The organism is Undibacterium sp. Ji22W, from assembly GCF_049340305.1.
GTDB lineage: Bacteria > Pseudomonadota > Gammaproteobacteria > Burkholderiales > Burkholderiaceae_D > Undibacterium.
On record NZ_JBMPOU010000001.1, the window covers coordinates 626901 to 652632 of the forward strand.

General features: G+C 47.7%; 22 protein-coding genes. 11 read left to right on the plus strand and 11 right to left on the minus strand.

Features of this window, described 5'->3' with window-relative positions:
* Nucleotides 1-6: 6 nt before the first annotated feature.
* Together ACO0KW_RS02520 and ACO0KW_RS02525 are read right to left on the minus strand one after the other, a co-directional pair.
* The gene (locus ACO0KW_RS02520) at nucleotides 7-1263 is read right to left on the minus strand and encodes a cysteine desulfurase-like protein (RefSeq protein ID WP_423050313.1); all 1257 of its coding nucleotides are present in this window, start codon (nucleotides 1261-1263) and stop codon (nucleotides 7-9) included.
* A 115-nt stretch (nucleotides 1264-1378) separates the two neighbouring features.
* The gene (locus tag ACO0KW_RS02525; RefSeq protein ID WP_423050315.1) at nucleotides 1379-2524 is read right to left on the minus strand and encodes an NnrS family protein; all 1146 of its coding nucleotides are present in this window, start codon (nucleotides 2522-2524) and stop codon (nucleotides 1379-1381) included.
* A gap of 359 nt (nucleotides 2525-2883) precedes the next feature.
* Between ACO0KW_RS02525 and ACO0KW_RS02530 the strand changes: the two genes are divergently transcribed.
* Nucleotides 2884-3267 carry a hypothetical protein gene (locus tag ACO0KW_RS02530; RefSeq protein WP_423050317.1) on the plus strand — a complete coding sequence of 128 codons (384 nt, stop codon included), beginning with the start codon at nucleotides 2884-2886 and terminating at the stop codon, nucleotides 3265-3267.
* A gap of 86 nt (nucleotides 3268-3353) precedes the next feature.
* Here the strand turns inward: ACO0KW_RS02530 and ubiT are convergent, their stop codons facing one another.
* The 3 genes from ubiT to ubiU form a co-directional block, all read right to left on the minus strand.
* Nucleotides 3354-3800 carry a ubiquinone anaerobic biosynthesis accessory factor UbiT gene (gene ubiT / locus ACO0KW_RS02535; protein ID WP_423050319.1) on the minus strand — a complete coding sequence of 149 codons (447 nt, stop codon included), beginning with the start codon at nucleotides 3798-3800 and terminating at the stop codon, nucleotides 3354-3356.
* Between the two features lie 8 nt (nucleotides 3801-3808).
* Nucleotides 3809-4714, minus strand: coding sequence for a ubiquinone anaerobic biosynthesis protein UbiV (ubiV, locus tag ACO0KW_RS02540; protein ID WP_423050321.1), 906 nt, complete (start codon nucleotides 4712-4714; stop codon nucleotides 3809-3811).
* A 289-nt stretch (nucleotides 4715-5003) separates the two neighbouring features.
* Complete coding sequence (gene ubiU / locus ACO0KW_RS02545; protein WP_423050322.1) at nucleotides 5004-6008, minus strand: ubiquinone anaerobic biosynthesis protein UbiU; 1005 nt, start codon at nucleotides 6006-6008, stop codon at nucleotides 5004-5006.
* A 232-nt stretch (nucleotides 6009-6240) separates the two neighbouring features.
* Between ubiU and ACO0KW_RS02550 the strand changes: the two genes are divergently transcribed.
* Nucleotides 6241-7626, plus strand: coding sequence for a hypothetical protein (locus tag ACO0KW_RS02550; RefSeq protein WP_423050324.1), 1386 nt, complete (start codon nucleotides 6241-6243; stop codon nucleotides 7624-7626).
* Between the two features lie 306 nt (nucleotides 7627-7932).
* Nucleotides 7933-8895, plus strand: coding sequence for an MBL fold metallo-hydrolase (locus tag ACO0KW_RS02555; protein WP_423050326.1), 963 nt, complete (start codon nucleotides 7933-7935; stop codon nucleotides 8893-8895).
* 149 nt (nucleotides 8896-9044) lie between these two features.
* Here ACO0KW_RS02555 and ACO0KW_RS02560 read toward each other — a convergent pair whose 3' ends face one another.
* The 4 genes from ACO0KW_RS02560 to ACO0KW_RS02575 all read right to left on the minus strand — a co-directional run bounded on the left by ACO0KW_RS02560 (nucleotide 9045) and on the right by ACO0KW_RS02575 (nucleotide 12867).
* A complete protein-coding gene (locus ACO0KW_RS02560) occupies nucleotides 9045-10376 on the minus strand; it encodes an FAD-dependent oxidoreductase (RefSeq protein ID WP_423050328.1) in 1332 nt (443 codons plus the stop codon).
* The gene (locus ACO0KW_RS02565; protein WP_423050330.1) at nucleotides 10373-10639 is read right to left on the minus strand and encodes a (2Fe-2S)-binding protein; all 267 of its coding nucleotides are present in this window, start codon (nucleotides 10637-10639) and stop codon (nucleotides 10373-10375) included. Before ACO0KW_RS02565 ends, ACO0KW_RS02560 begins: the two co-directional genes overlap by 4 nt.
* Before the next feature lie 71 nt (nucleotides 10640-10710).
* Nucleotides 10711-11880 (minus strand): NAD(P)/FAD-dependent oxidoreductase, encoded by a 1170-nt coding sequence (locus tag ACO0KW_RS02570; protein WP_423050332.1) that lies wholly within the window; start codon nucleotides 11878-11880, stop codon nucleotides 10711-10713.
* 9 nt (nucleotides 11881-11889) lie between these two features.
* Nucleotides 11890-12867, minus strand: coding sequence for a 4-hydroxyproline epimerase (locus ACO0KW_RS02575; RefSeq protein ID WP_423050334.1), 978 nt, complete (start codon nucleotides 12865-12867; stop codon nucleotides 11890-11892).
* A gap of 357 nt (nucleotides 12868-13224) precedes the next feature.
* On the opposite strand from ACO0KW_RS02575, the gene ltaE reads away from it, so the two are divergent.
* Nucleotides 13225-14253, plus strand: coding sequence for a low-specificity L-threonine aldolase (gene ltaE, locus ACO0KW_RS02580; RefSeq protein WP_423050336.1), 1029 nt, complete (start codon nucleotides 13225-13227; stop codon nucleotides 14251-14253).
* A gap of 64 nt (nucleotides 14254-14317) precedes the next feature.
* Here the strand turns inward: ltaE and ACO0KW_RS02585 are convergent, their stop codons facing one another.
* Nucleotides 14318-15499, minus strand: coding sequence for a hypothetical protein (locus ACO0KW_RS02585; protein WP_423050338.1), 1182 nt, complete (start codon nucleotides 15497-15499; stop codon nucleotides 14318-14320).
* Between the two features lie 609 nt (nucleotides 15500-16108).
* Between ACO0KW_RS02585 and ACO0KW_RS02590 the strand changes: the two genes are divergently transcribed.
* From ACO0KW_RS02590 to ACO0KW_RS02620, 7 genes are all read left to right on the plus strand, one after another.
* The gene (locus ACO0KW_RS02590; protein WP_423050340.1) at nucleotides 16109-16726 is read left to right on the plus strand and encodes a TetR/AcrR family transcriptional regulator; all 618 of its coding nucleotides are present in this window, start codon (nucleotides 16109-16111) and stop codon (nucleotides 16724-16726) included.
* A gap of 190 nt (nucleotides 16727-16916) precedes the next feature.
* Nucleotides 16917-18026 carry an alkene reductase gene (locus ACO0KW_RS02595; RefSeq protein ID WP_423050342.1) on the plus strand — a complete coding sequence of 370 codons (1110 nt, stop codon included), beginning with the start codon at nucleotides 16917-16919 and terminating at the stop codon, nucleotides 18024-18026.
* Between the two features lie 178 nt (nucleotides 18027-18204).
* The gene (locus ACO0KW_RS02600; protein WP_423050344.1) at nucleotides 18205-18831 is read left to right on the plus strand and encodes a glutathione S-transferase family protein; all 627 of its coding nucleotides are present in this window, start codon (nucleotides 18205-18207) and stop codon (nucleotides 18829-18831) included.
* Nucleotides 18832-18945: 114 nt separating this feature from the next.
* Nucleotides 18946-19602: a LysE family transporter gene (locus ACO0KW_RS02605; protein WP_423050346.1), complete on the plus strand. Its 657-nt coding sequence runs from the start codon at nucleotides 18946-18948 to the stop codon at nucleotides 19600-19602.
* Nucleotides 19603-19755: 153 nt separating this feature from the next.
* Nucleotides 19756-21771 carry an energy transducer TonB gene (locus tag ACO0KW_RS02610; protein WP_423050348.1) on the plus strand — a complete coding sequence of 672 codons (2016 nt, stop codon included), beginning with the start codon at nucleotides 19756-19758 and terminating at the stop codon, nucleotides 21769-21771.
* Between the two features lie 39 nt (nucleotides 21772-21810).
* Nucleotides 21811-22710: a TIGR01777 family oxidoreductase gene (locus ACO0KW_RS02615; RefSeq protein ID WP_423050350.1), complete on the plus strand. Its 900-nt coding sequence runs from the start codon at nucleotides 21811-21813 to the stop codon at nucleotides 22708-22710.
* A gap of 22 nt (nucleotides 22711-22732) precedes the next feature.
* The gene (locus tag ACO0KW_RS02620) at nucleotides 22733-23479 is read left to right on the plus strand and encodes a tRNA-uridine aminocarboxypropyltransferase (RefSeq protein WP_423050352.1); all 747 of its coding nucleotides are present in this window, start codon (nucleotides 22733-22735) and stop codon (nucleotides 23477-23479) included.
* Nucleotides 23480-23540: 61 nt separating this feature from the next.
* Here ACO0KW_RS02620 and ACO0KW_RS02625 read toward each other — a convergent pair whose 3' ends face one another.
* Complete coding sequence (locus ACO0KW_RS02625) at nucleotides 23541-25529, minus strand: OPT family oligopeptide transporter (protein WP_423050354.1); 1989 nt, start codon at nucleotides 25527-25529, stop codon at nucleotides 23541-23543.
* Between the last annotated feature and the right edge of the window lie 203 nt (nucleotides 25530-25732).

Consider the following 25732-nt stretch of genomic DNA (forward strand, 5'->3'; position numbering starts at 1 on the left):
AAGTTCTTAAGCTGAAGGAAGAATGGTGTTCAGATGAGAAATCAACAAGTCAATTTCTTCCACGGTATTGTAATGGGCAATCGAAACACGCACGACTCCACCATGCTTTTCTAAGTCTAAAGCCTTGATTAAATGACGCGCATAGAAATCACCAAAACGAATGCCAATATTAAATTGGTCGATGTGTTTGACGATAGTCTCGGAAAGGGTGTTTTCAAGGACAAAGCTAATCGTTGGAACACGACTTTTCTCGCCTTGGTGGACTTGCGGCATACCGATGATACGCACATTGGATTTGGTATTCAAAAAATCTAATAATCTTTGTGCCAAATAATTTTCGTGCGCTTCAAATTTATCAAACGCAAATTGCATCAGTTGGCGTCGATTGCCGCTCCCACCAAATTGCTCACCTATCGACACCAGATAATCAGCGATTCCTTGGCAGCCATACGATAGTTCAAAATTTACGTTACCCGGTTGCAGTTTGTATGGCAGATTGTCGTCGGCTATAAAGAAATGATTTAAATTCGCGAGGCTGTGCAAGAGCTGGAATTGGCCCCACAACACGGCATAGTGCGGCCCAAATACTTTATAAAAACTGAAGACCACAATATCTGCACCGCTCGCTTGCACGTCGACCAAACGATGTGGTGCGTAGGCAACTGCATCGACGCAAACACGACCACCGACTGCATGTACACGTCGGGCGACTTCGTTCACCGGATTGATCGTACCAAGCACATTCGACGCGTATGTCATTGCTAACCATTTCGTATCGGTGCTGAGTAGCTTGTCTAAGTCCGCTAATTCTAAATGCAAGGTTTCATTGTTTACATGCCAAATTTTGATGACTGCGCCAGCTTGTTGCAAACGATTCCACGCACCGATATTGGCTTCGTGGTCGGTGTTGGTCACGATGATTTCGTCGCCAGCATGTATCTCGGGAAGGATAGCCTGTATCAGTTGAAACATCAGACCCGTGGTCGAGCCGCCCATCACGACTTCGCGATCATCTGCTGCATTGATGAGTTCTGCTATAGCTTTTCTTGCAGCTAGCACGCGTGCACTTGCCAAGGTCGAGGTCGGATAACTTGCACCAAGTTGTACGCTGGTCGTTAATAGATAGTCATGAATGCGATCGGCGACGGTCTTTAAGACCTGAGAGCCGCCGGCATTATCGAGAAAAATACATTGATTGGGAATTTGAAGTGCAGGAAATTCAGCGCGTATTGCGTTGATTTCCTTGGAGGACAATGCTTGCATGGGTATGTCTATGCCAGAGTGGGAACGGGCATAAACATAGCATGATTCCGGTGCGCCTTGATAGTGAATATGAAATCACTATGGTATCGGAGATCGCTGACTTAAAGCACCATGGTTAGCCTGGTTGGCCGTCCGCGCGGGCATTCACATATATTGGCAACATTAAGCCTACCCAACTCAGCAGCAATAACAGCCAGATGCTGGCTGAGAGCGTCATCATTTGTGGAATCGCCGTCACGCTAGCAGCGACGCGCAACAAGGCGGCAATATGCAAAGATAGGTAAATCGCCCACAATAAATTACTCACTTGAAGAGGGCGGCCGCTATGCCCAAAACTCACGCGGCTAACGAAGCCGACTAACATCGTTCCCATGAAACCTAAGGCTAAGGCATGCACCATCGCCGAGCCTATCTGTGCGCCAAAAGCACTTGCGGCTTGCAATGCGAACACGATGGCAAGCCAAGCAAATGACAGGTGCAACATCGCCAGTAAACGATTCTGCAGGCTACGGAATAGACCCCAACGCCATGACGTATTGGCAAAGCTTAAACTGAGTAAGGTCGCGATCAAAGCCTCGAAGGTATGTGCCCCCAAAATCCCAGCAATCGCCAGACCCCAGCAAGCAGCGATCCAAGAACCCAGCAACCAGTAAGGGCGCCACATCGTGTAAGGCTTGATTGCATTGCTACTAAAGAAGGGCAACATCCGATGGCACACGGTCAAAAACACCGGTAACAGGAAGGCAAAAAAGGCAAGCTGACGTGCCGCAATCCAAGCATCACTCAGACCTGCGCTCCACAAAAATGCAGATAATATCGCCAACACGCCACCCGTCATCGCCAGTAATAACGCTTGTGGGTGACGCTTATCTTTTACCTGACTATGGATTACCAGACGTGCCCAGCGTAATGTCACCGCACACCAAGCCGCCAACATTAGGGCAAAACCCGACATACGCAACGGGGGTAATTCCAAGGTCGAAGCGATTAAGACCAACATCAAGCCACCAAAATAAGTACCACCATGCAGCAAAAAATTATGCGGTGGTTCATCCACTGCCAACCATTTTGGACCAGCGGTGAAGGTGAAACCTAAAATGAATAGTGGGAATACACCGAGAGGCATCAACAAGGCATGCAAAGGGACTGCCAAGCTACGACCGCTTTGTACATGCAACCACCACCATGAAAATAAAATCAATACGGCAATGGCACCAAGAAAAAAATACAGACGGTGAGGGGCTAGGGCTAGGCGTTTCATGACAATCTCTTGAGGCTAGGGTGATGCAAATAGAATGACGATCAGCATAATCTCAAATGCTCAGTCGAATTTTGATGGAGAACAAGAGATATGCTTTAAGTGTAGTCCTCATGGTGAGGAGTGCTAGCGACCGCGTGCTTGGGCGTGGAAAAACTAGATGCTGGTCAAGTTTTTGAGAATTGATGTATCAATTTGGGTGCTCATTGAACTTGTCGATTATTTACGCGAATTAGCACAAGTTTCATTGAAATTTTCGGTTTGTGTTTCTATCTTTTTTCGGTCTGTAGAAATAGAATTGAATGAAACTTTAATTCAGATACCTAAGTTGTGACGGATTCTCGAAAAGGAAATATTGAGTTATGTTTAGATTTTTGTTTGTACTGATTATGTTTTTGGTCGCTACTGATGTGTTTTCTGCTAAGGAGATTTCTATAAGTAGTCAAAATGAAATTTCTGACAAAGTATTTAATGCTTTGATTGTGGAATTAGAAACGACCCTTATTCTACCCAATCGCGCATATCAATTGAATGAGTACACCCGACATTATGCATTTAAGAAAGTTAAGAACACTGAATACGTTTTTGCAGTTTATGTTTCTAAACGAGCGAAGAAAGGTGGCATAGTGATTACTACCTTTAATAAATTACCTATTATATTTGATGGCGGATGTAGTGTAATTGAGCTGAAATATTCCTTGCACCAGAAAAAAATAGACTCACTATTTTGTCATGGTGAAGCTTAGTTGTAGCAGAAAAATAAATTGGCAATAAAGTGGATTTGGATTTTAAAATTACCGAATACACCTGTTGATTTTTTGGCACACTTTCACTAAATCGCACTCGCATTCAATTTTTCAGCAAGCCGATTCAACCAAGCCGGACGTTCACTAGCGTCTATCCAATATTTCACTGCAATCCCCAATTCTGTATCACCTTCGATTTTTAGGCGGCGGCGAAAGAACAAGGTATCCGCGTCTTCCAAGGCCGTTGCCAGTTTCAAGAAATCCATTGCACAGGCGCTCAGGCTAACGTCGGTCGCTTGAAGCTGGATGGCTCTGAAGCGACCTTGATCACAACGAAAACATAGGCGTATGCCGAGGTCTTCGACATGAATTTGAAACGTTCTGCCGTAGAGGTTTTCCGGCGCTATCAGCCAGCTGCGTTGTCGCGCCAGCTCCAGCATCAACATTAAAGGTGCACCAGCCACAGGGGAGGGCAAGCGTTGGCCGATTTTTTCAAAGACCGTGGGAAAGCGAAATTCAGTGAGGTTCATCATAAGTGAATTTAAATTGCTTGAATGGGAATGGTTTGCCATTGCATGCCGGAACTGCCATTCCAATAGCCATTACAGGGCTCCGATTGCGGCGGCAGGAATGCAGGTTCAATCACCGCCGCTTGTTCGCGTCGGCGTGCGGTATCGAAGGCGTGGACGATTTGTTCCATATGATTGGATTGCACTTGCAGGCGCAAGATGTCGACCTGCAAATTCTTCAAGGTAGGAATTTGCGGGCTTAAGTCTAGACAATTCGCGCTCTGTGTTTGTATGCCGTTAATCGTCAGAAAGTCGCTGTGCTCGCGGGTTTGCAATGCCAATCCATCGGGATAATGTTCACAACGAAATTCGCAATTGTCTTTGCGCAGACGATGATGACGTGCCGTGAAGCAGCGTGAAGAAAAGGCGAGCGCCATGCGGCCCCATACTTGTACTTCTGTTTCTAAATTTGCTGGACGTTGCGCCTGTAATGCTGCCAGGTCCGCACCACTTAATTCTATCGGCGGCGTAAAGCGTATCGCGCCTAATTCACGCAACCAATTCAAGGTGCCAGTGTGATACACATTGAGATGCGGGCCGGCGACAAAAGGCCGTCCTTGCATCGCGCGCACGGCACTAAAGTCATTTGCCTCTATCAGCAAATCGTCAGCAAGTGCAGCATCAATTAATTTATGCATGGCACGTCGATCGGCTTCGTTATCGATCAAGGTTAAACTTGAAAGCACGACCTGCTTACCTGCATCACGACACGCTTTCGCCAAACTAATCCAATCTGCCAAACGCATTACATGCCGGCGCGAACAAACCACTTCGCCCAGATAAATAATATCCACAGGCCAGTGCATAGCCTCTACATAAAAACGCATCGTGGCTTCTTTGGACCAATAATAAGACAGTGGTGCGAGGGAGAGTTTCATAAGTTCTTTAGGTCTATATTTTCAAGCAAATGGCAGAGCGATTAGCTGCGTTGTAAGTTGGTGTACTTCGATACATCTATATTTTCTGAATCCCCCCTCACCCTAACCCTCTCCCGCTCGCGGGAGAGGGGACTTGGTTCGAGGAATTTTGGTGAGTTCAATGAACCTTAATCGTGCTCAGAAATTCGATTCTAGGGATGCAGGGCTAGGCGCCAAGCACAGCAATACGTCGGTATTGCGAGCATTGGTAACAACGCCATGCGCCCTATAATCGGATTTATGAGTACGATTATTTCCAGGGACGCTCGAATGCCCCTTGCGTCACTTGCGCTCCTTCAGCATGTTTCGCCAAGGTCGCATTCCAATCCGGCCTTGCCGTATATCGTTCAGGATCATGTTCAGCGGAATCCAACGCCGCTCGCAATGTGCCCACCACTTGTGATACATAATTGGGACTGCGTTGACGGCCTTCAATCTTGATCGCTCTCACACCCATTTTGAGCAACTGCGGCAATAAACCTATGGCATTCAAGCTGGTTGGTTCCTCTAAGGCGTAATCAATTTGTCCTTCGACTTCAAAGCGACCTTTACACAGCGTCGGATAACCAGCAGCTTCGTTCGGTGCGTAGCGGTCAATCAAAGTACCACTCAGGCGCGCGGATAAGACCCTGTCTTTTTCTTCCCAGCTGACAGCATGACCGGGCGAGCAGACGCCTTTATTGTTGGGTGAATCTCCGGTGACATAACTCGATAACAGGCAACGTCCTTCCGCCATCACGCACAGGCTGCCAAAGCCAAATACTTCAATTTCAACATCTGTCTGGCGAATAATTTTTTCAATTTCGGTCAGGGTCAATACGCGTGGAAGTACCGCACGACGTATGCCAAATTGTTCACGCATGAGTTCAATCGCATCGACTGTGGTGGATGAGCTCTGCACGGATAAGTGCAAACGCACATCAGGATAACGATGGCGCGCATACGCCATTAATCCCGGATCGGCCAGAATAATCGCGTCGGCACCGAGCAATACGGCAGTGTCGATGGCGGCACGCCACTCATGCGCCATTTGTGCTTGCGGGTAAGTATTGATGGCAAACAACACCTGTTTGCCTCTTTGATGGGCGTACTCTACGCCAAGTCGGATATCGGCATCGGTGAAATTTAATCCACCAAAATTACGGGCATTGGTGGCATTTCGCAAACCTAAATAGACGGCATCGGCACCTTTGTCGACTGCCGCTTTGAGCGCAACTAAGCTGCCTGCGGGTGCTACGAGATCGAGTGTTTTCATGCGCAAGATGGTAGCTATACGCGCTGCACACGTCTTTGTCTTAGGTCAATGAAATGATGGATGCACGATTGTTCTCATGCAGCAAATGCTGCATAAGCTACAGAAAGCTAAGTTGGATTTGTCGCTTTGCCTATTTTTTGAGCTATGATGAAGTGCTGATGAAGTGCTTATGAAGCACTGATATTCGCTCACAGCACGATGTTGTTCTGATTGCTTACTTGAATAGGAGTCAATGATGAAACCCCGTCGTTCCACCTGTCGTATCCCGCATCGCATGACCACGCTAAGCATATTGTTATTGGCAGCAGGCTTATTTAGTTTGCCAGAAACCAGTTTGGCGCAGACAAAAAATAAAGCCGCGGCCCCCATTAAACCCTCCACTGCCGGCAAAGAATTTGTACAAGTTGTCAAACCACCCATCGCCTTAGCGTATATCGATGTCGCGACCAGCGGTAGTGATATGCCAGGTGGAAATTTGATGGCAGGTGCGGCGCAGGGAGCACAATCGGGTGGTGGATTATTTGGTGCTTTAACCGGCATGGCGAAAGGCGCAATGGGCGGTGCCAGTGATCGCGGCAACGTATTTGGCAGTACACATAGTCTGGGTTTTGTCAGTGGTAAGTTTCTCGACATCTCAGTGTATACCAGCAAAAATCCGGGTTTGAGTGAAGCGAAACAATTCATTCCTAATGTGATGAATTTGGGCGAGAGTCTGCAATTGAACGCACCAGTGCCGGAAAAGATAGTGCATGTGCCAGTCGATGAAACTCCGGTTGAACCAACCTACGAAAAACCCAAGGGAAAAATTTCTGTGTATTGGGGCTGCGGCGAAACCATACGTCCGGGGCAACCGCGCACCTTGGACGTGGCGACGGCATCGATGGACGACTATGCCAAATTTTTTGTCATGCGTGGTAAAACCACCAAGGGCGCACGCTGGCAACCAGGACATCCCGCGTGGCCAAATAAAGTGGACGACAGAAAAGTACCGGATACCGCTTCGCTCGTAGGCCAACATAACTTTGTCGGCAATGGCATTCCGGAAAGCTTCAAAGTCAGCTTAGCCGCGCCACAAGACTTGATGCCATCCATTGAACTCAAACAAACGAAAAAAGATGGTGCGGTCGCGCTGGACTGGAAAAGTATCCCTCACGCCCGTGGCTATTTTGTGACTGTGATGGGTGGCAAGTCAGATGGAAGCGCAGGTGAAAATGCGAGCGGCGAAATGATCGTCTGGACATCGAGTGAGTTGGCCGATCTTGGATTCGGTTTAATGGATTATCAATCGAATCAAGATATTGATAAATGGATCAAAGAAAAAGTTATCTTATCCGCCAACGCTACACAATGCGCAGTGCCTAAAGGTATTTTTCCGGATGGTGGTGCGGGCATGCTGCGCATGATTGCTTACGGCTCTGACGCCTATTTTTCCTATCCACCACGCCCCGAAGACCCTAAGATTGCATGGGAGCCAGATTGGCAAACCAAGGTGAGAGTGAAGTCGGTATTTGGATCAATTCTCGGGGGGATGGGCGATATGGGAGAGAAACCACAACCTAAGAAAGAAGAGAAAAAAAATAAAGCCACCGATTTGTTGAAGAGTTTATTTGGAAATTAGCATGCTGAAATGTTGAACCGTGTCCCGCGCAGCAAGATTTTTGAATTGCCGTCATAATCAAGGGATGTCGTTCAGTTGATTTTTGAATATTCAACTCTCACTCATGTGTGAACTGGATTCCGGTGTTTCGCGATGCTGAGATCACTGGGCTCCTGCTTTCGTGGAAATGACAACCCAGAACAGAAGACAATGTTTCACTGAACGGCATTCGTAAGAATATATTCATAGAATTTAGTAAGAATCAAAACGGCATAATAGGCTGTACCTTTGATTCCTGATTTATCAACCCAACGTGGAGAGTGATTTATGAAAGTTCGTTTATCCGGAGTAGCTTTAGCATTGATGACAGCCCTTGCGAGTTTGACTGTTGTACCTGCTTACGCTGAAGCTCCAATGAGCAAAGCGGCAGCACCGGGATATTACCGCGTGATGTTGGGCGATTTTGAAGTCACCGCTTTGTCCGATGGTACGGTGGCATTACCAGTGGATAAGCTACTGAACAATAGCAAACCTGAAAAGACTCTGAAGGCACTGCAAAAGTATCATCTGAGTACACCTCTCGATACTTCGGTCAATGCCTATTTGATTAATACTGGGTCAAAACTAGTATTGATTGATGCAGGTGCCGCCACTTTGTTTGGCCCAACTTTAGGACGCTTGTCCAACAGTTTAAAAGCTGCCGGTTACACACCCGAACAAGTTGATGAAGTGTATATCACGCACATGCATGGTGATCATGTGGGCGGACTCATGAACGGCGCACAAATGGCATTTCCGAATGCGATCGTGCGCGCGGATCAGCGTGATGCCGATTTTTGGTTGAGTCAGGCAAATATGGATAAAGCACCAGCAGATTCTAAAGGAGCGTTTCAAGGTGCAATGGCTTCGTTGAATCCTTATGTCAAGGCTGGCAAATTTAAAGCATTTGATGGTGATACAGAATTGGTGCCCGGTGTAAAAGCCGTGGCAGCACGTGGTCACACACCTGGACATACGATTTATGCAGTGGAAAGTAAGGGACAAAAACTGATGTTGTGGGGCGATTTGATGCACGTCGCTGCGGTGCAGTTTGAAAATCCGACTGTGACCATTTCCTTTGATAGCGATAATAAGGCAGCGATGGCACAACGACTGAAAGCTTATGCGGATGCGGCTAAGCAAGGTTATATGGTCGGTGCAACGCATTTGTCTTTCCCAGGCTTAGGATATTTGCGTACTGAAGGTAAAGGCTACGCGTGGATGCCAGTTAACTATGTGCCAGTGAAATAAACGCCGACATTTTCTGACATTGCTTTGGGGCAGGATTAGTCCCAAAAAAGTATCCTTGTACAGAATCTGGATACCGTATCCAGATGCAAAATCCCGATTCGAATAGCGAGATTAATTCTTGTGTATTCGATTCGGGATTTTTTTTCGCGTCAATCTGCGGGTGTTTGTTGTTCTGCATTGAGCACCAATAAGCTGCTAATTTTGGCGCTGCTGAGCGGCAATCTTCCTACATCTTTTTCCCACGAAAATAGGAAACGATTTGCGGCACCGCAGATGCGTCCTTGGCAAGCACCCATGCCGCAACGCGTGTGAAGCTTAGCATCGCGCCAGTCGCGATACTGTTGTAACTGGCTAAAACTGACATCCTCGCAGCGGCAGACGATGGTGTCTGCTTGTGCTAATTGACGTAGTTCTTTGCGTAAGGCGAAATGGCGATGGAGGCGTTGCGCAAAATTTTTCCAACTATCGCGCTCGCCAAAACAATGCTCGGCTGGTATGTTTTGAATTGTTTGATTGCTGGCGGCATAGCCCGCGATCGAGCCTTCTGCTAACGCTAAATCGACACCACCGACACCCGTGCCTTCGCCCGCACAGTAGATGCCATCAAGTGATGTCATTTGCCATTCGTTGACTTTTACACACGCATAGTCTGTTTCGCTATTTGCATCGTGTTCCAGTTCGCATCCCAGTGCAGCGGCAATATCGATATTCGGAATCAAGCCATAACCGCAGGCTAACAAGTCGCATGGCAATTCACGTTGTTCGCCTTGTATATTTACACGTACACCGTTGATTTTGTCATTCCCTACGGCCGCCTCCACGTAGCTGTTACTGTGGTAGGCGACCGAGCGCAAACTACGCCACAAACCAATAGCCTGAGTGATTTTACTTGGTGTCGCGAGTAAACCTAAACCAAACTTGCCGAGTTGGCTGAAAGTCGTTTGTTCCAAAATATGGGTGACTTGCGCGCCGCGCTCAATCAAACTGGCAGCAACCGCTAACAGTAAAGGACCAGTGCCAGCAACGATGATGCGTTTTCCTGCAACCGGATATCCAGCTTTCGCCAAGGCCTGTAAGCCACCTGCACCGGTGACTCCGGGAAGCGTCCAGCCCGGGAATGGCAACAATAGCTCACGTGCTCCAGTACATAAGATGATTTTTTTTGCAGTCAAAATGTGGGATTGCGTGCCCGCTTGCGAAGCGGCTTGGGTCTCCACAATGAATTCATATTCGGCATTTTTTTTAGATGCGTGCACTACTTTCGATTGAAAGTGAAAGCGGACATGATTGTTATTCGTGAGCTTTTGCCACATCGCGAGTGCCCGTGGGTCGCGTTGTTGCTGTGCACCGCCACGCCAGATTTGGCCGCCTGACATAAAGTTGTCGTCAATGATGTCAATTTGTAGACCAGCGTCGGCAGCGGCAGTCGCCGCAGCCAGACCTGCGGGACCCGCACCAATGATCAGGATATCGCTACTCATACAGCTTCTCCTGTCACGATATACATGTCTTTGACACACAAAGTTTGACAAGCCAATTGATGTGGCTGACCATTAATGCTGACCCTACATTCTTGGCAAACGCCCATCCCGCATAAAGGTGCACGCGGCATGCCAGTCACCGAGACTCGGGTATTTGTGCAACCGCAACGTGCTAAAGCGGCTGCAACGCTGATGCCCGGTTCAACCTGATGGGCTGTGCCGTTGATGATCAGGCTTAGGGTGGGACGATTAGATGATTTCATTTTGTATGCGCTGATGAATCGTGTTTGATCGTGGCTGATCGCGTTTGATCATATTAATGATGCAAAAAGTTTTAATGCTGACCAGCAGCACGTGAAGGCCAATAGGGTTCGACTGCAATTTTGCTCACTTGCTGACAAATCTGGTCTTTCAAAATCTCAGCCGTGGCAAGCGAAGTGGTGATGCCCAAGCCTTCATGTCCAGTCGCCATCCAGAGCTTTTGTATGGTGGGGTGCGGACCTATGTAAGGCAAACCATCTGGTGTCGCTGCTCGAAATCCGGTCCAGGTGCGGATTGCTTTTAGGTCTGCCAATGCAGGGACATAGCTAGTCGCTTGTGCCAGCATTTTGCTGAGTATGCCTGTATCAATTTCTTTGTGCGTCACATCGAACTGGCGTGAAGAGCCGATGAACACTTGTCCAGTCGGACGGGGTTGTAAATTGAAGGCAACCGAGTCACCGTCAGACGCGTGCGCGCTTTTGATGTAACCAAGTTCAACCAATTGATGCTGAATGAAGTTGGGATAACGATCGGTGATCACTAGATGTCCTTTTTTGTGGCGCAGTGGTAAATCATTGACGAGTTGCGTCGACGCTATCCCATTCGCAACAACGATGTGTTGCGCGAATATTTCACTGCCATCCGCGCATTTAACACCGCGATGTGTACCATCATCCAATAAATCGATTGCTGATTGACGATGCAAAGTAGCGCCATGCGCCAAGGCTAATTCCAGTAAGATTTGCGCGCTCTTGGGTGGGTAGACTAAAGCATCTTGTTTGACCAATAAGCCACCTGCCAAGCCGGTGCGTAGCTGCGGTTCTCGTTGCCGTAGTTGTTCTGCATTGAGCATTTCGCAAGCGATATCATGAGCCTGTAAAATTTGGAGTTTGGCACGCGCCGCTTCCATTTCCTCGTCATCCGCGGCGACCCAAATCGTCCCGCATTGCATGTATTCATGGCGAGCTGCTTCACGTTGATCTTCGGTGATCAATGCCCGCCACAGTTCCAGTGAATAGCTGCTAAGGGCGAGTTCTGCGGCGTTGTCATCCATCACCACCAGATGTCCCATACCTGCTGCCGTTGTGCCGCCGCCTATGGTGCTAGGTTCGATGATGAGGACTTTAAGTCCGGCTTTAGCGAGACTGGCGGCGCAGGCGCAGCCGATGATGCCACCGCCGATAACGACAACTTCGTAGGTATCTTTAGATTTCATGGTTGATGTCGTAGTTGATGTAATCATTGACTCCCATCATCGGATGCCGAAAATAAACGGATCGCGCGGATCGAGAATCAGACTAGCTTCTGCATTCACGTAAGCGGTTCCACGTAAAGTCGGATGAATTTTTCCGGATTCGCTGCTAGGTTCAAAGCTGCCTTCAAACACGCTGCCAATGATGCTTTCTTGACGCCAGATTTCGCCCGGTTGCAATTTTCCATCCGCTGCCAAACAAGCTAATTTGGCGCTAGTGCCAGTACCGCAAGGCGAACGGTCATACGCCTTGCCTGGGCATAGTACGAAATTTTGGCTATCGCTTTCGGGTGACGATGGTGGTGCAAATAATTCGATGTGATCAATCTCGTCGCCGTTGTCGCCAGTAATTCCGTTCGCATTCAAGGCTTCGCGCACACGCCACGCAAAACTCGTTAGCGCCTCGACATTGGCTAATCGCATGTCTTGACCATGGTCGGCGACTAGGAAAAACCAGTTACCACCCCAGGCTACATCGCCAGTAACAGGTCCATGTCCTTCCACTTCGATCTTGACGGCATGACGTGCACGATAAGAGGGCACATTGTGAACCGTGACGCTATGGTCTTCATGTAACTCGACCTCTACTGCGCCAACCGGCGTGTCCACCTTATGTCTGCCGATTTCCAATATGCCTTGATATGCCAAGGTTGCTACCAAACCTATGGTGCCATGGCCACACATGCCGAGATAGCCCACGTTATTGAAAAAGATCACGCCAACCGAACAGCTGGTGTCGTAAGGTTTGCACAGTAACGCGCCGACTAAAACATCTGAGCCGCGTGGCTCACATACTACGGCACTACGGAAATGGTCGAATTTTTCTTTGAATATCACAACCCGTTCTGCTAGTGGCCCATTGCCTAGATCGGGGCCGCCCTCGACGATCAAGCGGGTAGGCTCGCCGCCAGTGTGTGAATCAATAATACGAATTTTTTGTACGGAATTTGGTAGGCGGTGTGACATCGAATGTGACATGCGTTCGCTCCAGTCTGCAGAATATAAATCATTAGAAAAATGGTAAAGGAAAGTGTAGCGAAGCCAGCGATGGCTTGTCTTGCCGATTTCTGCTTTATCGCATGCAGATTTCGGCATAGTTAAATTACATACTGAATCTGGTAAGGGATTTGTTTGAGGTCGCCATGTATTTCTTCGCCTAATCGACACTTGAAAGAGTCTTGAGTTGTTTTTCTGTAGAATCACGGAACCAAACGCTAGGGATTGCTTCCAAGCTTGTTCTGTTTTTACTTGCTGAACAGTACTTGCTGTGACAGAAATGGCGCAAACGCCAAGCATAGTTTCTTAAAATATTTTTACTTGAAGAAAGAATAAACCATGAGTAGCGTCATTGATTTTCGAAGCGACACGGTCACCCGCCCAACTAACGCAATGCGCATTGCCATGAGTGGTGCAGCTGTAGGTGATGATGTGTATGGTGATGACCCCACCGTCAATGCGCTAGAGACAAAAATGGCAGCATTAACGGGTATGGAAGCTGCGATGTTAGTGGCGAGCGGTACCCAGAGTAATCTGGTAGCTTTGTTGACGCACTGCGGGCGCGGTGATGAATATATCGTCGGGCAAAATTATCATACTTACCTGTATGAATCGGGCGGTGCCGCGAGTTTGGGGAGCATCGTGCCACAACCGGTTGCGGTGGAGCTAGACGGTAGTTTGGATTTAGATAAAATCAAAGCAGTGATAAAACCCGACGACGTGCATTACGCGCACTCTACGCTGTTGAGTTTAGAAAATACGCATTCCGGTAAGGTGTTGAGTAATGAGTATTTGCAATCCGCCATCGCGCTGGCGCGCAAGCATAAGATGGCCGCCCATTTAGATGGCGCGCGTGTCTTTAATGCTGCAGTGGCGCAGCAATTGCCTGTGGCTGCGATCACGTCGGCTTTTGATACGGTGTCGGTTTGTTGTTCCAAAGGCTTGGGTGCGCCGATAGGTAGTGTTCTGTGCGGTCCTCGGGACTTTATTCATGCCGCACGTCGCTGGCGCAAGATGGTTGGTGGTGGTATGCGCCAAGCAGGAATCATCGCAGCGGCGATTGACTATGCGCTCGATCATCACGTCGAGCGTTTAGCTGACGATCATGCACACGCACAGCAATTGCAGCACAGTCTCAGTGAAATCGTCGAGTTAAAAATTGAAGCCGCCCATACTAATATGCTCTATATCGAATTTGCATCGGTAGAACTTGGCTTGGCTGCTGGCGATTTTTTGCGCGAACATGGCGTTATTATCTCCGCCGGTAAGCGCGTGCGCTTAGTGACACATTTAGATATCAATACACAGGATGTTGTGCGTTTCGTGAGTTTATTAAAAGAGTTCTTTCTGGAGCGTCGTGGAGCGTGATTTTGTAAATTAAATTGCCCGCAAAAAAATCAGTGACCAGTGACAATGTTCTGGTCACTTATTTTTAAACGACTAAATCGACTTGCTGCATCGTCTTAGCTTGCCCATCTTCGGTCAGCCACAGACCCGTTGAACGTATTTGTCCATCGCTATGGTTATTGCCGCTTTTGAGTTCAAACGGCGTTTCTACTTGCCCAAGAAACAGTGCGCCGACATTGGCTTGTTTAAGTGATTGCAATTGATCTTTGCCGGCCGCGTCTTTGGTCCAGACTTTCAGTTTGCTATAAATCGCATCGTTCTCATCTATCCAATGATTGCCATCACTGTCATACGCGGCTAATTCAGAAAACCCATTGCCTGTGCCGGGTCCAAACAATTCAGTGCCATCATTGATTTTGCCATCACTATTTTTATCAAAAGCCAAAAAACCTGCGCCTTTTACAAAAGAAATTGAATCTTTTTTGCCGTCTGCATTCAAATCAAATTCAAATTTTTGTGACGTTAATTGCGCACTATTGCCTGAAAAATTTAAGGTGAGCGGATCAACTTTCTTGCCATCGCCTTTGCGAATTTGCGTTTGACTCTCTTCGTGATAACTACGATTTAATGCGAAGCTTAGATCAAATTTAATCTGTTTATTGTCGGCTGTGGTGATTGTGCCGTTCGCCTGAAACTTCGTCTGCTCCGTTTCTGTGTAGCTATGATGCACATCAATTTCTACACCCCAACCAGCATTCGGGCGAGGATTTTTTGGCGCGACCTCCACTGAGTTTTGCGTTGCTGTATTTGGTGTCGTAGTTGGTCGAGGTGCGCTAACATTGGTGGCCGAATTGTCTTGCAGATCACTTGACTTGAGCGAGTCAATTTTACGTCCGGTTAACAGCTCAATCAAATAGCGAATTACCATCATACGCGGATCATTATCAACATCATCTTGAATACGATCAACCGCACTTGCTGCATCCGCGGCATTAGCCGCATCGCTGCTTCTTGCTTGCGCTTGTGCTTGCAATGCAGCGTCAGATAATTGGACTAGGTCGAAGGGAAGTAAAGACCGAGCCTCACGCGACATATCAGCACTTTTGGTTTGACCAACAGCCGCGCCAGCATCACGCAGCCGCGCTTCCATGCCTTCAAAATCAGGACGTTGACTACCCACCCATGCACGCGTTTTTTCCTGGGTTTCTAATTTCTGTGTGGCGACATAACTGGCCTGCAGTTGTATATCTGAACTTGCGATTTTCATTTGTGTATCCCATCAAAATGGCACATCGTCATACTCACGATTTTTCATCATTATTTCTATAAAAGTATCCGCATCATTCGATGCGAATGGAGCATGAAGCTATGCGTAAAAATCGGCTGGCAAGTACATTGTTAAACATCGTCTTACGTCTTTTTTAGCGCGCAGAGACCACTTGGATGATGCGGAAACGCAGAGAACGTCGGTATGTGTGTGAACTGATTAGGCTGAACTGAATTAGGCCGAACTAAATTAGGCATTAATGAGCGACAAACATCACTCAAAGACAACAGACAAAATCAGCAAAAAAATACCAAGCTATTCCCAGTGTAAACCGCAACCATTCCGATCAGAATGCCAGTCAGTATGGATCAAAATTTTTTGAAAAATGCTTTGCGAGAGTACTTAAAAAAGTTTGCTCGCCATGATGGGTATCGGTCGATTTTATGAAAGCTTGAAATTTCACTTAGACAGAAAGATGTTAAGGGGATGCAAAAATGGATGGTTTCCTATCAGTTTCATTTTAGGTAAAACAATGTACTTGTGAGCCATAAATACGCATCGTCGAATATTTTCCTTGACAATAGACGACTGGTCTAATATTGTATTGCCATGCAAACCTCAAACTCTACTCATTCCACCCAGCACGACACTCGTGAGCGCATTTTGGCGACCGGTCAGTCGTTGATTTTGGGAAAAGGTTTTTCCGCATTGGGTTTGAGTGAAATTTTGGGTGCGGCAGCGGTGCCTAAGGGCTCTTTTTATCATTACTTCCAATCCAAAGAAGGATTTGGGGTGGCAATGTTGGAGCGGTATTTTGCCGACTATCAGCCGCGCCTGCAGGAGCTTTTGTTGGAAGGTGACTTGCCAGCACGCGAGCGTGTGATCCGATATTTCGCGAGTTGGCAACAGAAGGCCGAGCAATCCGCTTGTCAGACGTTATGTCTGGCGGTGAAGTTGGCGGCTGAAGTTTCTGATTTGTCCGAGCCAATGCGCTTGTCTTTGACGGTAGGGATGCAGGGTATTACTCGCAAGCTGGCAGAGGCCTTGCGGCAAGTGCAGCTAGACGGTGATTTATCCGCGGATTGCAATATTGATGAGTTAGCAGAATTTTTGTATGCCACTTGGGTTGGGGCGTCTTTATTAAGCAAGGTGAATTTGCATTTGCGGCCATTGGACATCGCGATGCAACAGACTAAGACTTTGCTGCAACCGACTAACGCGAGGTAAGTGTGATGATTCGGGATAAAGTTGGTGAATGATAAGTTGCAAATGTGTTGAAACGCTCTAAAGCAGCAGAGTAAAAATAAGCGGTAAAGAGCGGAAATACTCGATAGGCATACGCCTATTTTTTTGAAATACAATCTAGACGACCGGTCTAATTTATTGAGGACTGGTTTAATTCAATGAAAGAAATAGTATGTTTGAACAATTATTAGCCCCTGTTAAAGTCGGTTCAACCGAATTAGCCAATCGCGTCGTGATGGCACCATTAACCCGTTCGCGTGCAGCGCAACCTGGTGATATTCCACATGCCTTAAACGTCGAATATTACGCGCAGCGCGCCAGTGCTGGTTTGATTGTCACTGAAGCAAGCCAGATTTCGCGTCAAGGTCAGGGCTATGCGTGGACGCCCGGTATCTACACTGATGCGCAAGAAGCAGGCTGGAAAACTGTGGTCGATGCTGTGCATGCAAAACAAGGAAAAATCGCGCTGCAACTGTGGCATGTGGGTCGTATTTCACATAATCTTTTGCAAGAAAATGGCGCAGCGCCAGTCTCGGCGTCGGCGATTACGGCAGAAAATTCTCAATGCTTTGTGATTCAAGAAGATGGCACGCCAGCGAACGTGCAAACAGCACAGCCGCGCGCTCTGGAATTGGCAGAAATTCCAGGCATCGTTGAGCAATATCGTCAAGCTGCACATCGTGCAAAGCGTGTCGGTTTTGATTTTGTGGAAGTGCATGGCGCGAACGGCTATTTGTTGCAGCAATTCCTTGCTACCAATAGTAATCAACGCGACGACATTTATGGCGGCAGTATTGAAAACCGTGCACGGTTGATGCTGGAAGCCGTGGATGCAGCGATCCGTGAAATGGGCGCAGAACGCGTTGGAGTGCGCTTATCACCTAACTTTGTGGCGCATGGCATCGCTGATGCAGAAGCAGAAGCAAGTGCATTGTATTTGGCACGTGAATTCACCAAGCGCGGCATTGCTTATCTGCACATTGCCGAGCCAGACTGGGTAGGCGGCGCTGAAATGAGTGCGGAATTTCGTCAGCAATTGCGTGCAGCATTTAGCGGCACATTAATTTGCTGTGGTGGTTATAGCGCGGAAGAAGCCAATACATTGATTGCCAGCGGATTAGCCGATGCCGTTGCCTTTGGTCGTCCTTATATTGCGAATCCGGATTTGGTCGAACGATTTGCCGCTGGCGCCGATCTCACTACACCAGATCGTACGACTTTCTATGGCGGCGCAGAGAAAGGATATACGGATTATCCCTTCATGCAGAAAACCGCAGCGTAATAAGGCGGAGTAATTGCGGGGAGTAATAAGCTAGGGTCAGTGAGCTTAGCTATTTTCAGATTGTTTATTGGAATTTTTTGATTGCTGCTGTTTCGCTTGTTGAATTTGACATCGCGAACACAGCACAATCAATGAGATGTGTAGAATACGATTTTCAGTAACTCTACTTTTAATCCTCATGTTAACCATCTTCGGTAAATCTAGCTCAATTAATGTGCGCAAAGTCTTATGGACTTGTGTTGAAATTGGTATCCCATTTGAATTAACTGAGGTCGGTTCGGGCACATCAAATCCGGCAACAACGCCAGAATTCATGGCGCTTAATCCAAACGCGATGGTGCCGGTGATTCAACATGAAGGCCAGACCTTGTGGGAATCAAATTCCATTTGCCGTTATCTGGCAACCCGTTTTGAACGGTGTGATTTGTTGCCACAAGAAGCGATGGCGCGGGCACAAATAGAGAAATGGATGGATTGGCAGGCCACAGAATTAAATAATTCCTGGCGCTATGCCTTCATGGCCACCGTGCGCAAAAGCCCAGCGCATAGCGATGTAGCTGCACTAGAGCATGGTGTGCGTGAATGGAATCGCCATATGCAAATTTTAGATCAGCAATTGCAAGGCACGGATGCCTATGTGAATGGTGCTGAGTTCTCTCTGGCTGATATCGTGCTGGGTCTGTCACTCAATCGCTGGCGTTCCGCACCAATTGCACATGCAGATTTACCTGCGCTCGCAAGGTATTTCGGTCGCTTGTGTGAGCGTCCGGGATTTTTGCAATATGGCGCGAATGGTATTCCCTAAATTTATTTGAATATTCTGACGATCTTTTAGTTTGATTGTGAAAGTGAATGCGGCAAATGCGCAAATTTGCGGGATAATTCGTGCCTTATTCATTCGCTTCAATAAATAAATATTATGAGCTTCGCTACTTGGTTTTCTTTTTTCTGTGCTGCCTGCCTGATCGCTATCTCCCCCGGTTCTGGGGCGATTTTGTCGATGTCCCATGGACTGGCTTATGGTGTGAAGCGTGCTAGTGTGACGATATTGGGATTGCAGTTTGGCTTGCTTTTAGTCTTAATTGTCGCTGGTGCAGGCGTTGGTTCTTTATTGCTCGCATCTGAAACTGCATTTAGCATCGTCAAAGTATTAGGTGCCTTGTATTTGATTTATCTGGGAGTCACACAATTTTTCAGTAAGCCCCAGACGAGCTCAAATATGTCCGCAGTAGGCACTCAGGATACTGCGCAGGTACCGAGTTTTCGCCGCCGCGTCCTCACAGGTTTTTTGACGAACGCCAGCAATCCTAAAGGGATTGTTTTTATGGTCGCGGTTTTGCCTAACTTCATTAATAGTCATGCCGCTTTGCTGCCCCAGTTGATTATTCTCGCTGTGACCATGGTGGTGGTAGACGCCAGCGTAATGCATAGTTATGCTTTATTGGCATCATCATTGCAAAATCTAATGCGCGACGTCAAAGCGCAGCGTATTCAAAATCGACTGTTTGGTGCGGTCTTGATGTTGGTCGGTGCGAGTTTATTTTTCGTTAAGCGTGAAACTAGCGTTGTAAATTGAATCGCGAAGCGAGTTACTGTGCCATTTCCAGTCTTATTTGACCTATGTAGCAAGGCAACAGCGATCCATGCAACACACTACATAAGAAAACCAGTGAAAAACAGAAAATCTGGGATAATGAAGATTCATTGTTTCTTATGAATATCAATTTGCATGCGTTTTGATTCTACTCCCGAAGAACCTCAAGTAATGAGCGATGATGCTGTGGCAAATCGCCGATTGATGGGTGGTATTCTGGTATCACTGATCGCACATGCACTAATCTTATCTTTGCAATTTGGTATCCCTGGTCTCGATCTTCCAAGTCTCGAAGTCCCATGGAAAGAGCGACGTACGCCGGTGCAAACGCTGCAGGTAGAAATTGCCAGTCCAGCCCCAAAAGCGGCGCCGGTGCCACCGACGCCGGCAGTGACGACGCCCGAGCTGTTTAAATTGCCTACTCCCATTTTACCTGCGCCCATTCCTAAGATGACAGCGCCACCGACCGGTTTGCAAGTGTTAGCTATGCAATCGAAACCGGAACCAGTCCCGCCTGAGAAGAAACCGGCCAAATCGGTTAAGAGTAAGCCAGTACCACCGCTGCCGATCGAAAAGCGTGTGCCACCGCCGTCTGAATCACCGACGCGTATCATCGCGCAAGATAAGATCAAGAATGATGATTTTGTTGTGCCCTTAACCAGCGAAGAGGATTTAGAGCGGCACACACAAGATAAGAAAGAAACGAAGCAAAAGCTGGAAGCTATTCCTGAAGATGCGATTATCGATAAAAATGCCGAAGCAGACCTGATTGCCGAACAAAAACGTCAAGAAGAGCTGAAACAAAAAAAGATAGCGCAGGAAAAAGTCTTAGCTGAGCAAAAACAGCAAGAAGCAGAGCGCTTGCAACAAATCGCGAAAGCGAATGAAGAAAAACAAAAGCAGCAAGAGGCTGAACGTTTGCAGCAGATTCAGCAAACCAACGATTTGAAGCGTCAACAGGCTGAACAATTGGCACAACAAAAAATTCTCGCGCAACAGAAAGCAGTATTCGAGCAGAAACAACGTGAACAAGCGTTAGAAGAAGCCATGCGGGAGGCAAAACGCCAAGAATTATTGACGCAAGAAACCTTAAAGCAAGAAGAACAAAGTCGTCAGGCGGAGCAGAAACGATTGCGTCAATTGGCGCAAGAACAAGAGCAGCAAAAACAAGAAGCGCAGGCACAAGCACAATTGCGTCAGAAATTGGCGGAAGAGCAGGCAGAGAAAAAGCGCGCCTTAGAAATCGCTGAACGTCAGCGCCAAGAAGATTTGGAAGCGAAGCGGGTGGAAGCTCAGCGTCAGTTGCAAATTGCAGAGCAAAAAGCGGCGGAACAAAAACAGTTAGAACAAAGACTGTTGGAGCAAAAAATCGCTGAACAAAAAATAGCGGAACAACGCGCATTTGAACAAAAAATCGCACAACAAAAGTTAGCTGAACAAAAGCTGGCAGAGCAAAAGTTAGCTGAACAAAAATTAGCTGAACAAAAAGCGCAGGAACAAAAATTAGCTGAGCAAAAAGCCCTGGCCGATGCTGCACGTGCTAATGCGGAACGCGAAGCCGCGATAGCCGCATCGCGCCAAACTGGCGCATCCAATCGTAGTGATGTCAATGGTGATGGTAAGGGCGGTACTGGTAGTTCAAGCAATGCCAATAGTAGCGGTGCACTCACACAGAACTTGGGCAAGGGCGATCTCGCCAGTCGTTTGCGCGAGCAGGCGCGCAATACTGATTTATTGAAATCGACACCGTCGAATAGTAAATTAGCCGACGAAAAGTCCGCGCGCAGACGTAGTTTCCTTGGTGCCTATGATAAAGAAGTTCCTTTGCGCATGTATGTCGATAGCTTGAAGCACAAACTCGAACGCAATGGCAATTTAATTTACGAACGTCGTACTTTAAGCGAGGTTGAACATAATGTGCAGATCAATATGGTGGTGCGCAGCGATGGCAGCATTGAAGAAGTGACGATCATGCGCAGTAGTGGCTCGCGTGCGATTGATGAGAAAGCCCGCAATATTATTATGGCCAATTCGCCATATTCAGCGTTCCCGCCCGCCTTGGCATTGAAATACGATGTGATCGAGGTGCAGCGAGTCTGGAGTTTCGGTGATAAATTGCGCATTCTAGATAACTTGCCATCGGCATTTTAGGTGCGACAACTGCGTACGGAAATTAAGAACGGAAATAGCATGCATATTTTAATTACTGGTGGAACCGGTCTGATTGGACGTCGCTTGTGTGCAGCGTTCACAGCGCGTGGCGATCAGGTGACTGTATTGAGCCGTCGTCCGCATTTGGTCGCCGGTCTATGTGGCGCAGATGTGCGTGCTTTGGCAAGTTTGGATGATTGGCAGCCTGATCAGCATTTCGACGCGGTGATTAATTTGGCGGGTGAGCCGATTATTGACAAAGCTTGGAGTGAATCGCGTAAGCAAGTTTTACTAGATAGCCGGGTTGCTCTGACGCATAAACTCATAGAGAAAATACGTCAAGCCTCGATTAAGCCGCAAGTACTGCTCAGTGGCTCGGCCATCGGCTATTACGGCATTCATCCAGAAGAAGTTTTATACGAAGATGCGCAGGCTGGGAATGACTTTTCTGCGACGCTTTGCGAGCAGTGGGAACAAGCGGCTGCGCCTGCAAAAGATCTAGGCTTACGCCTTGTGTACCTGAGAACAGGTTTGGTCCTGGACGAAGCGGGTGGCGTGCTGAAGAAGATGTTACTGCCTTTCCAATTGGGAATGGGCAGCCGTTTAGGCAATGGCAAGCAATGGATGAGTTGGATACATCGTCAAGATTATCTGCGCGCGGTGTTACGCCTGTTAGATGATGAACAAGCGCATGGTGCCTTCAATTTGACTGCACCTATGGTCGTCACGAATACCGAATTTACACAAATATTGGCGCATACTTTGCATCGTCCCGCATTGTTGATGACGCCAGCCTTTGTGTTGAATTTGGTGTTAGGCGAGCGCTCGGATTTGCTCTTGGGCGGACAAAAGGTGTTACCAAAAGCCTTGCTGGCCAGAGGATTTCAATTTGATTTTTCTGATTTGTCTTCTGCATTAATCAATTTGCTCAAGAAGTAAAGTTCGAGCAAAGGCAGCGAACATGGCAGTGATTCAGCAACAGACTTCAGAACAGAATGCACCTTCGAATGTACCAGAAAATGTACGTCCGGGTGCACATCCGGGTGCACGTCCGAGTGGGCAAGCCAAGCGGCCAATCTGTCCGCAATGCGAGCGTGCATTGCGCGCCTGTATTTGCGCTTGTGTTCGTCGTGTGGACTGCCAAACCGAAGTGCTGATTTTGCAGCATCCCGCCGAGGTGCACCATGTCAAAGGCAGCGCGCGGCTCTTACATTTATGTTTGCCAAAGAGTGCGATTGTCGTGGGCGAAGCGTTCGATGCAAATGCATTGCAGCAGCACCTAAATGCGAATGGTAAAACCAGCGTGTTACTTTATCCAGATAGCGTAGTTTTTGGCTCGACGCTTGTTGCGAAAACGGGCTCAGTCGCTAGCGTGCCCGCTGCGTCATCACACCAACCCGGCTCAGACGCCGCGATTCGACTCGTATTGATTGACGCAAGTTGGCGCCACAGTAAACAAATGCTGTTGCAAAGTCCCTTGCTACGAGCGCTACCGCGCTACGCATTGACTGAGGTACCAGCTTCGCGCTATCAGATTCGGCAGGCACATGCTGAGGATCAACTCTCGACTTTTGAAGCTTGCACGTATGCCCTGATGCAAGTCGAATCGCACAATCAGCAAATTGGAAATTTATTGCAAGCCTTCGATGCTTTTAATGCGCTGCAGATACAGTTTGGCGTGAATAATTTATTGCGCGTAAAAAAATAGCGCTGATCTCATTTTAGTTTGAAAAGTATCAGCGCCATTTGGACTTTCTATCCGTATCGTCTTACATCAGGACATTCAACATCGCGTTTCCAATACCGATCAAAGCTGATCCAGCCAATAAGCCTGCCGCGACAGCTTGCATACCATCGACCCAGACGCGATAGCCGGTGCTGTCCTTCGGGCTGGAGCGATGTTTGTTTTCCTTCAGCCAAAACACAAACGCACCGATCCACATTGCCAATACTGCTTCCGGTGGTAACACCACACCAAGCCCAATCGAGATGGCAGAAAGGGGGAACTTACCCTTGCTAATAATGGTAGCGGCTTCAAATATTACCGCCGCAATGGCCGCGATCATGACAGAAATGATTGCGCTATGCGAGAGGTTATTGAAGCCATGGCCTATGAGTTCGGCAACGCCTTTCCATTGCATCGCGGCAGGAAAGGCGAATTGATCTGTGATAATCGTCGCAGTATGACGCACGCCATTCGCATCCGGCGGTAAGAACAGCAAAAAATACACAGGGATGCATGCCAATGTGCCTGAAAAAATCCCGATCAAATGTCCTAAAACTTGATGACGTGGTTTGGCACCGAGCATATAGCCAGGTTTTATATCGGATAAGAGGCTAGCTGCACTGGAGGCCACCTCCGCCGACATCCCCGCCGGAATTAAGTTTGTCGCAGGATTGCTTCGGTCTAAAGCCCCCATAGAGAATTGCGTGATTTTTGATAAGCCGCTGGTTGGGATCCAAGATGTTAACGCCATCGAATTAATACAGATTACGGTCAGCAAATACACTAAGGCTAACGAGATAAACGCGAACATCCATGGCACACCAAAGAAACTATGGGTCGCCCATACACCTAAAAAACTAAAGACAGGCACACCTAGGTACGAAATCCACAGTGGCACTTCGATATGCGCTAAGGGGTCCTGTGCTTGAACGGTTTTTTCTTCGGATTTAAAAAGGCGCGACAAGCCTTTGAAAATTTCTGGTTTGGCAAATAAGCTGATTAGGGCGGCCACGACCATGATCACGATGCCCCACCACAGCGACCACTGATTCAAAATTTCTACGCGTGATAAGGGGACGAGCTGACCATCTAATCCTGTACGTGGCGCGATTTCGCCACGACTAATCATGATTGGTCCCAGAATGGCAAAATTGAGTACGGCTCCGATCAGGCAGCTAGTGGCAACACGGATACCCATTAAGGCGCCGACGCCTAACATTGCCGCGTCTAGCGTAAAGCGTAGGCCCAAGGTGCGGAAATCTGTGCCCAGAATTTTGGGTATCCACAGGTCGTATTTGACAGCCGCTTGATAGTAATAAGTATCGAGGCGCTCTTTCAGAAACCATGGCTCTGTGAGTCCAGCCCACTGATCCATGCGCAGTAATTTGAACTGCAATAATTTCATCCAACCATCGCTAAGGATGATCTGCAAAGCGGCGGTCCACAATCCCACTTTAGCCAATAATTTTGCTTTAAAAATACCCGAGTCAGCATCGCCGGTATAGAGTGTATCGAGCACAACGCCGCAGGCATTGCCTTCGGGGAAGGGGAGTTGATCTTCATTGATGAAACGACGTTTGAGCGGAAATGCCAATAAGACCCCAAGAATCGCAATAATGACCATCCAGATTAACATCTGCCACCAAGACGGAATCGTCGACGTAATCATCATATAGGCAGGCAGACAAGCGACTAAAGGCATTGTCATATAGCCAGCCGAAGTGGCAATCGACTGCGTGCAATTATTCTCTAGTATGGTGAAATTTTTTGCGATACCCGCATTGTCTAAAGCCTTGAATATGCCAAAGGCGAGAATCACTGAAATCAAATTAACGCCAATAGAAATACCCGTCTTGGCACCGATGTACATCGCGGTGGCCGACAATATTCCACCCAATAAAAAACCGGTCAAACCGGAGCGCCAACTGAGTTGCGCCATGTCGCCGCGATACACATGATCTAACCACCACTGATCTTTTTGCTGGCGTGACCAGGATTTGATCTGTTCGTCATTGAGCTGTTGAATTGGCAAGGAGATCTCCAGATTTTTATTGTCAGGGAAGTATCTAGGGCAGTTGCCGTGTTGTCAAGACGAGTGATGTTTTCGCGACGCTTGAGATATACAAACTGTTCTTCTTTGAGAGCAATACACTACGCCCAACCGCCCAACAACAAAAAAGCCCCGTTACCGGAGTAACGGGGCTTTCTCATTGTGTAGTGCTGCAGTATTACATT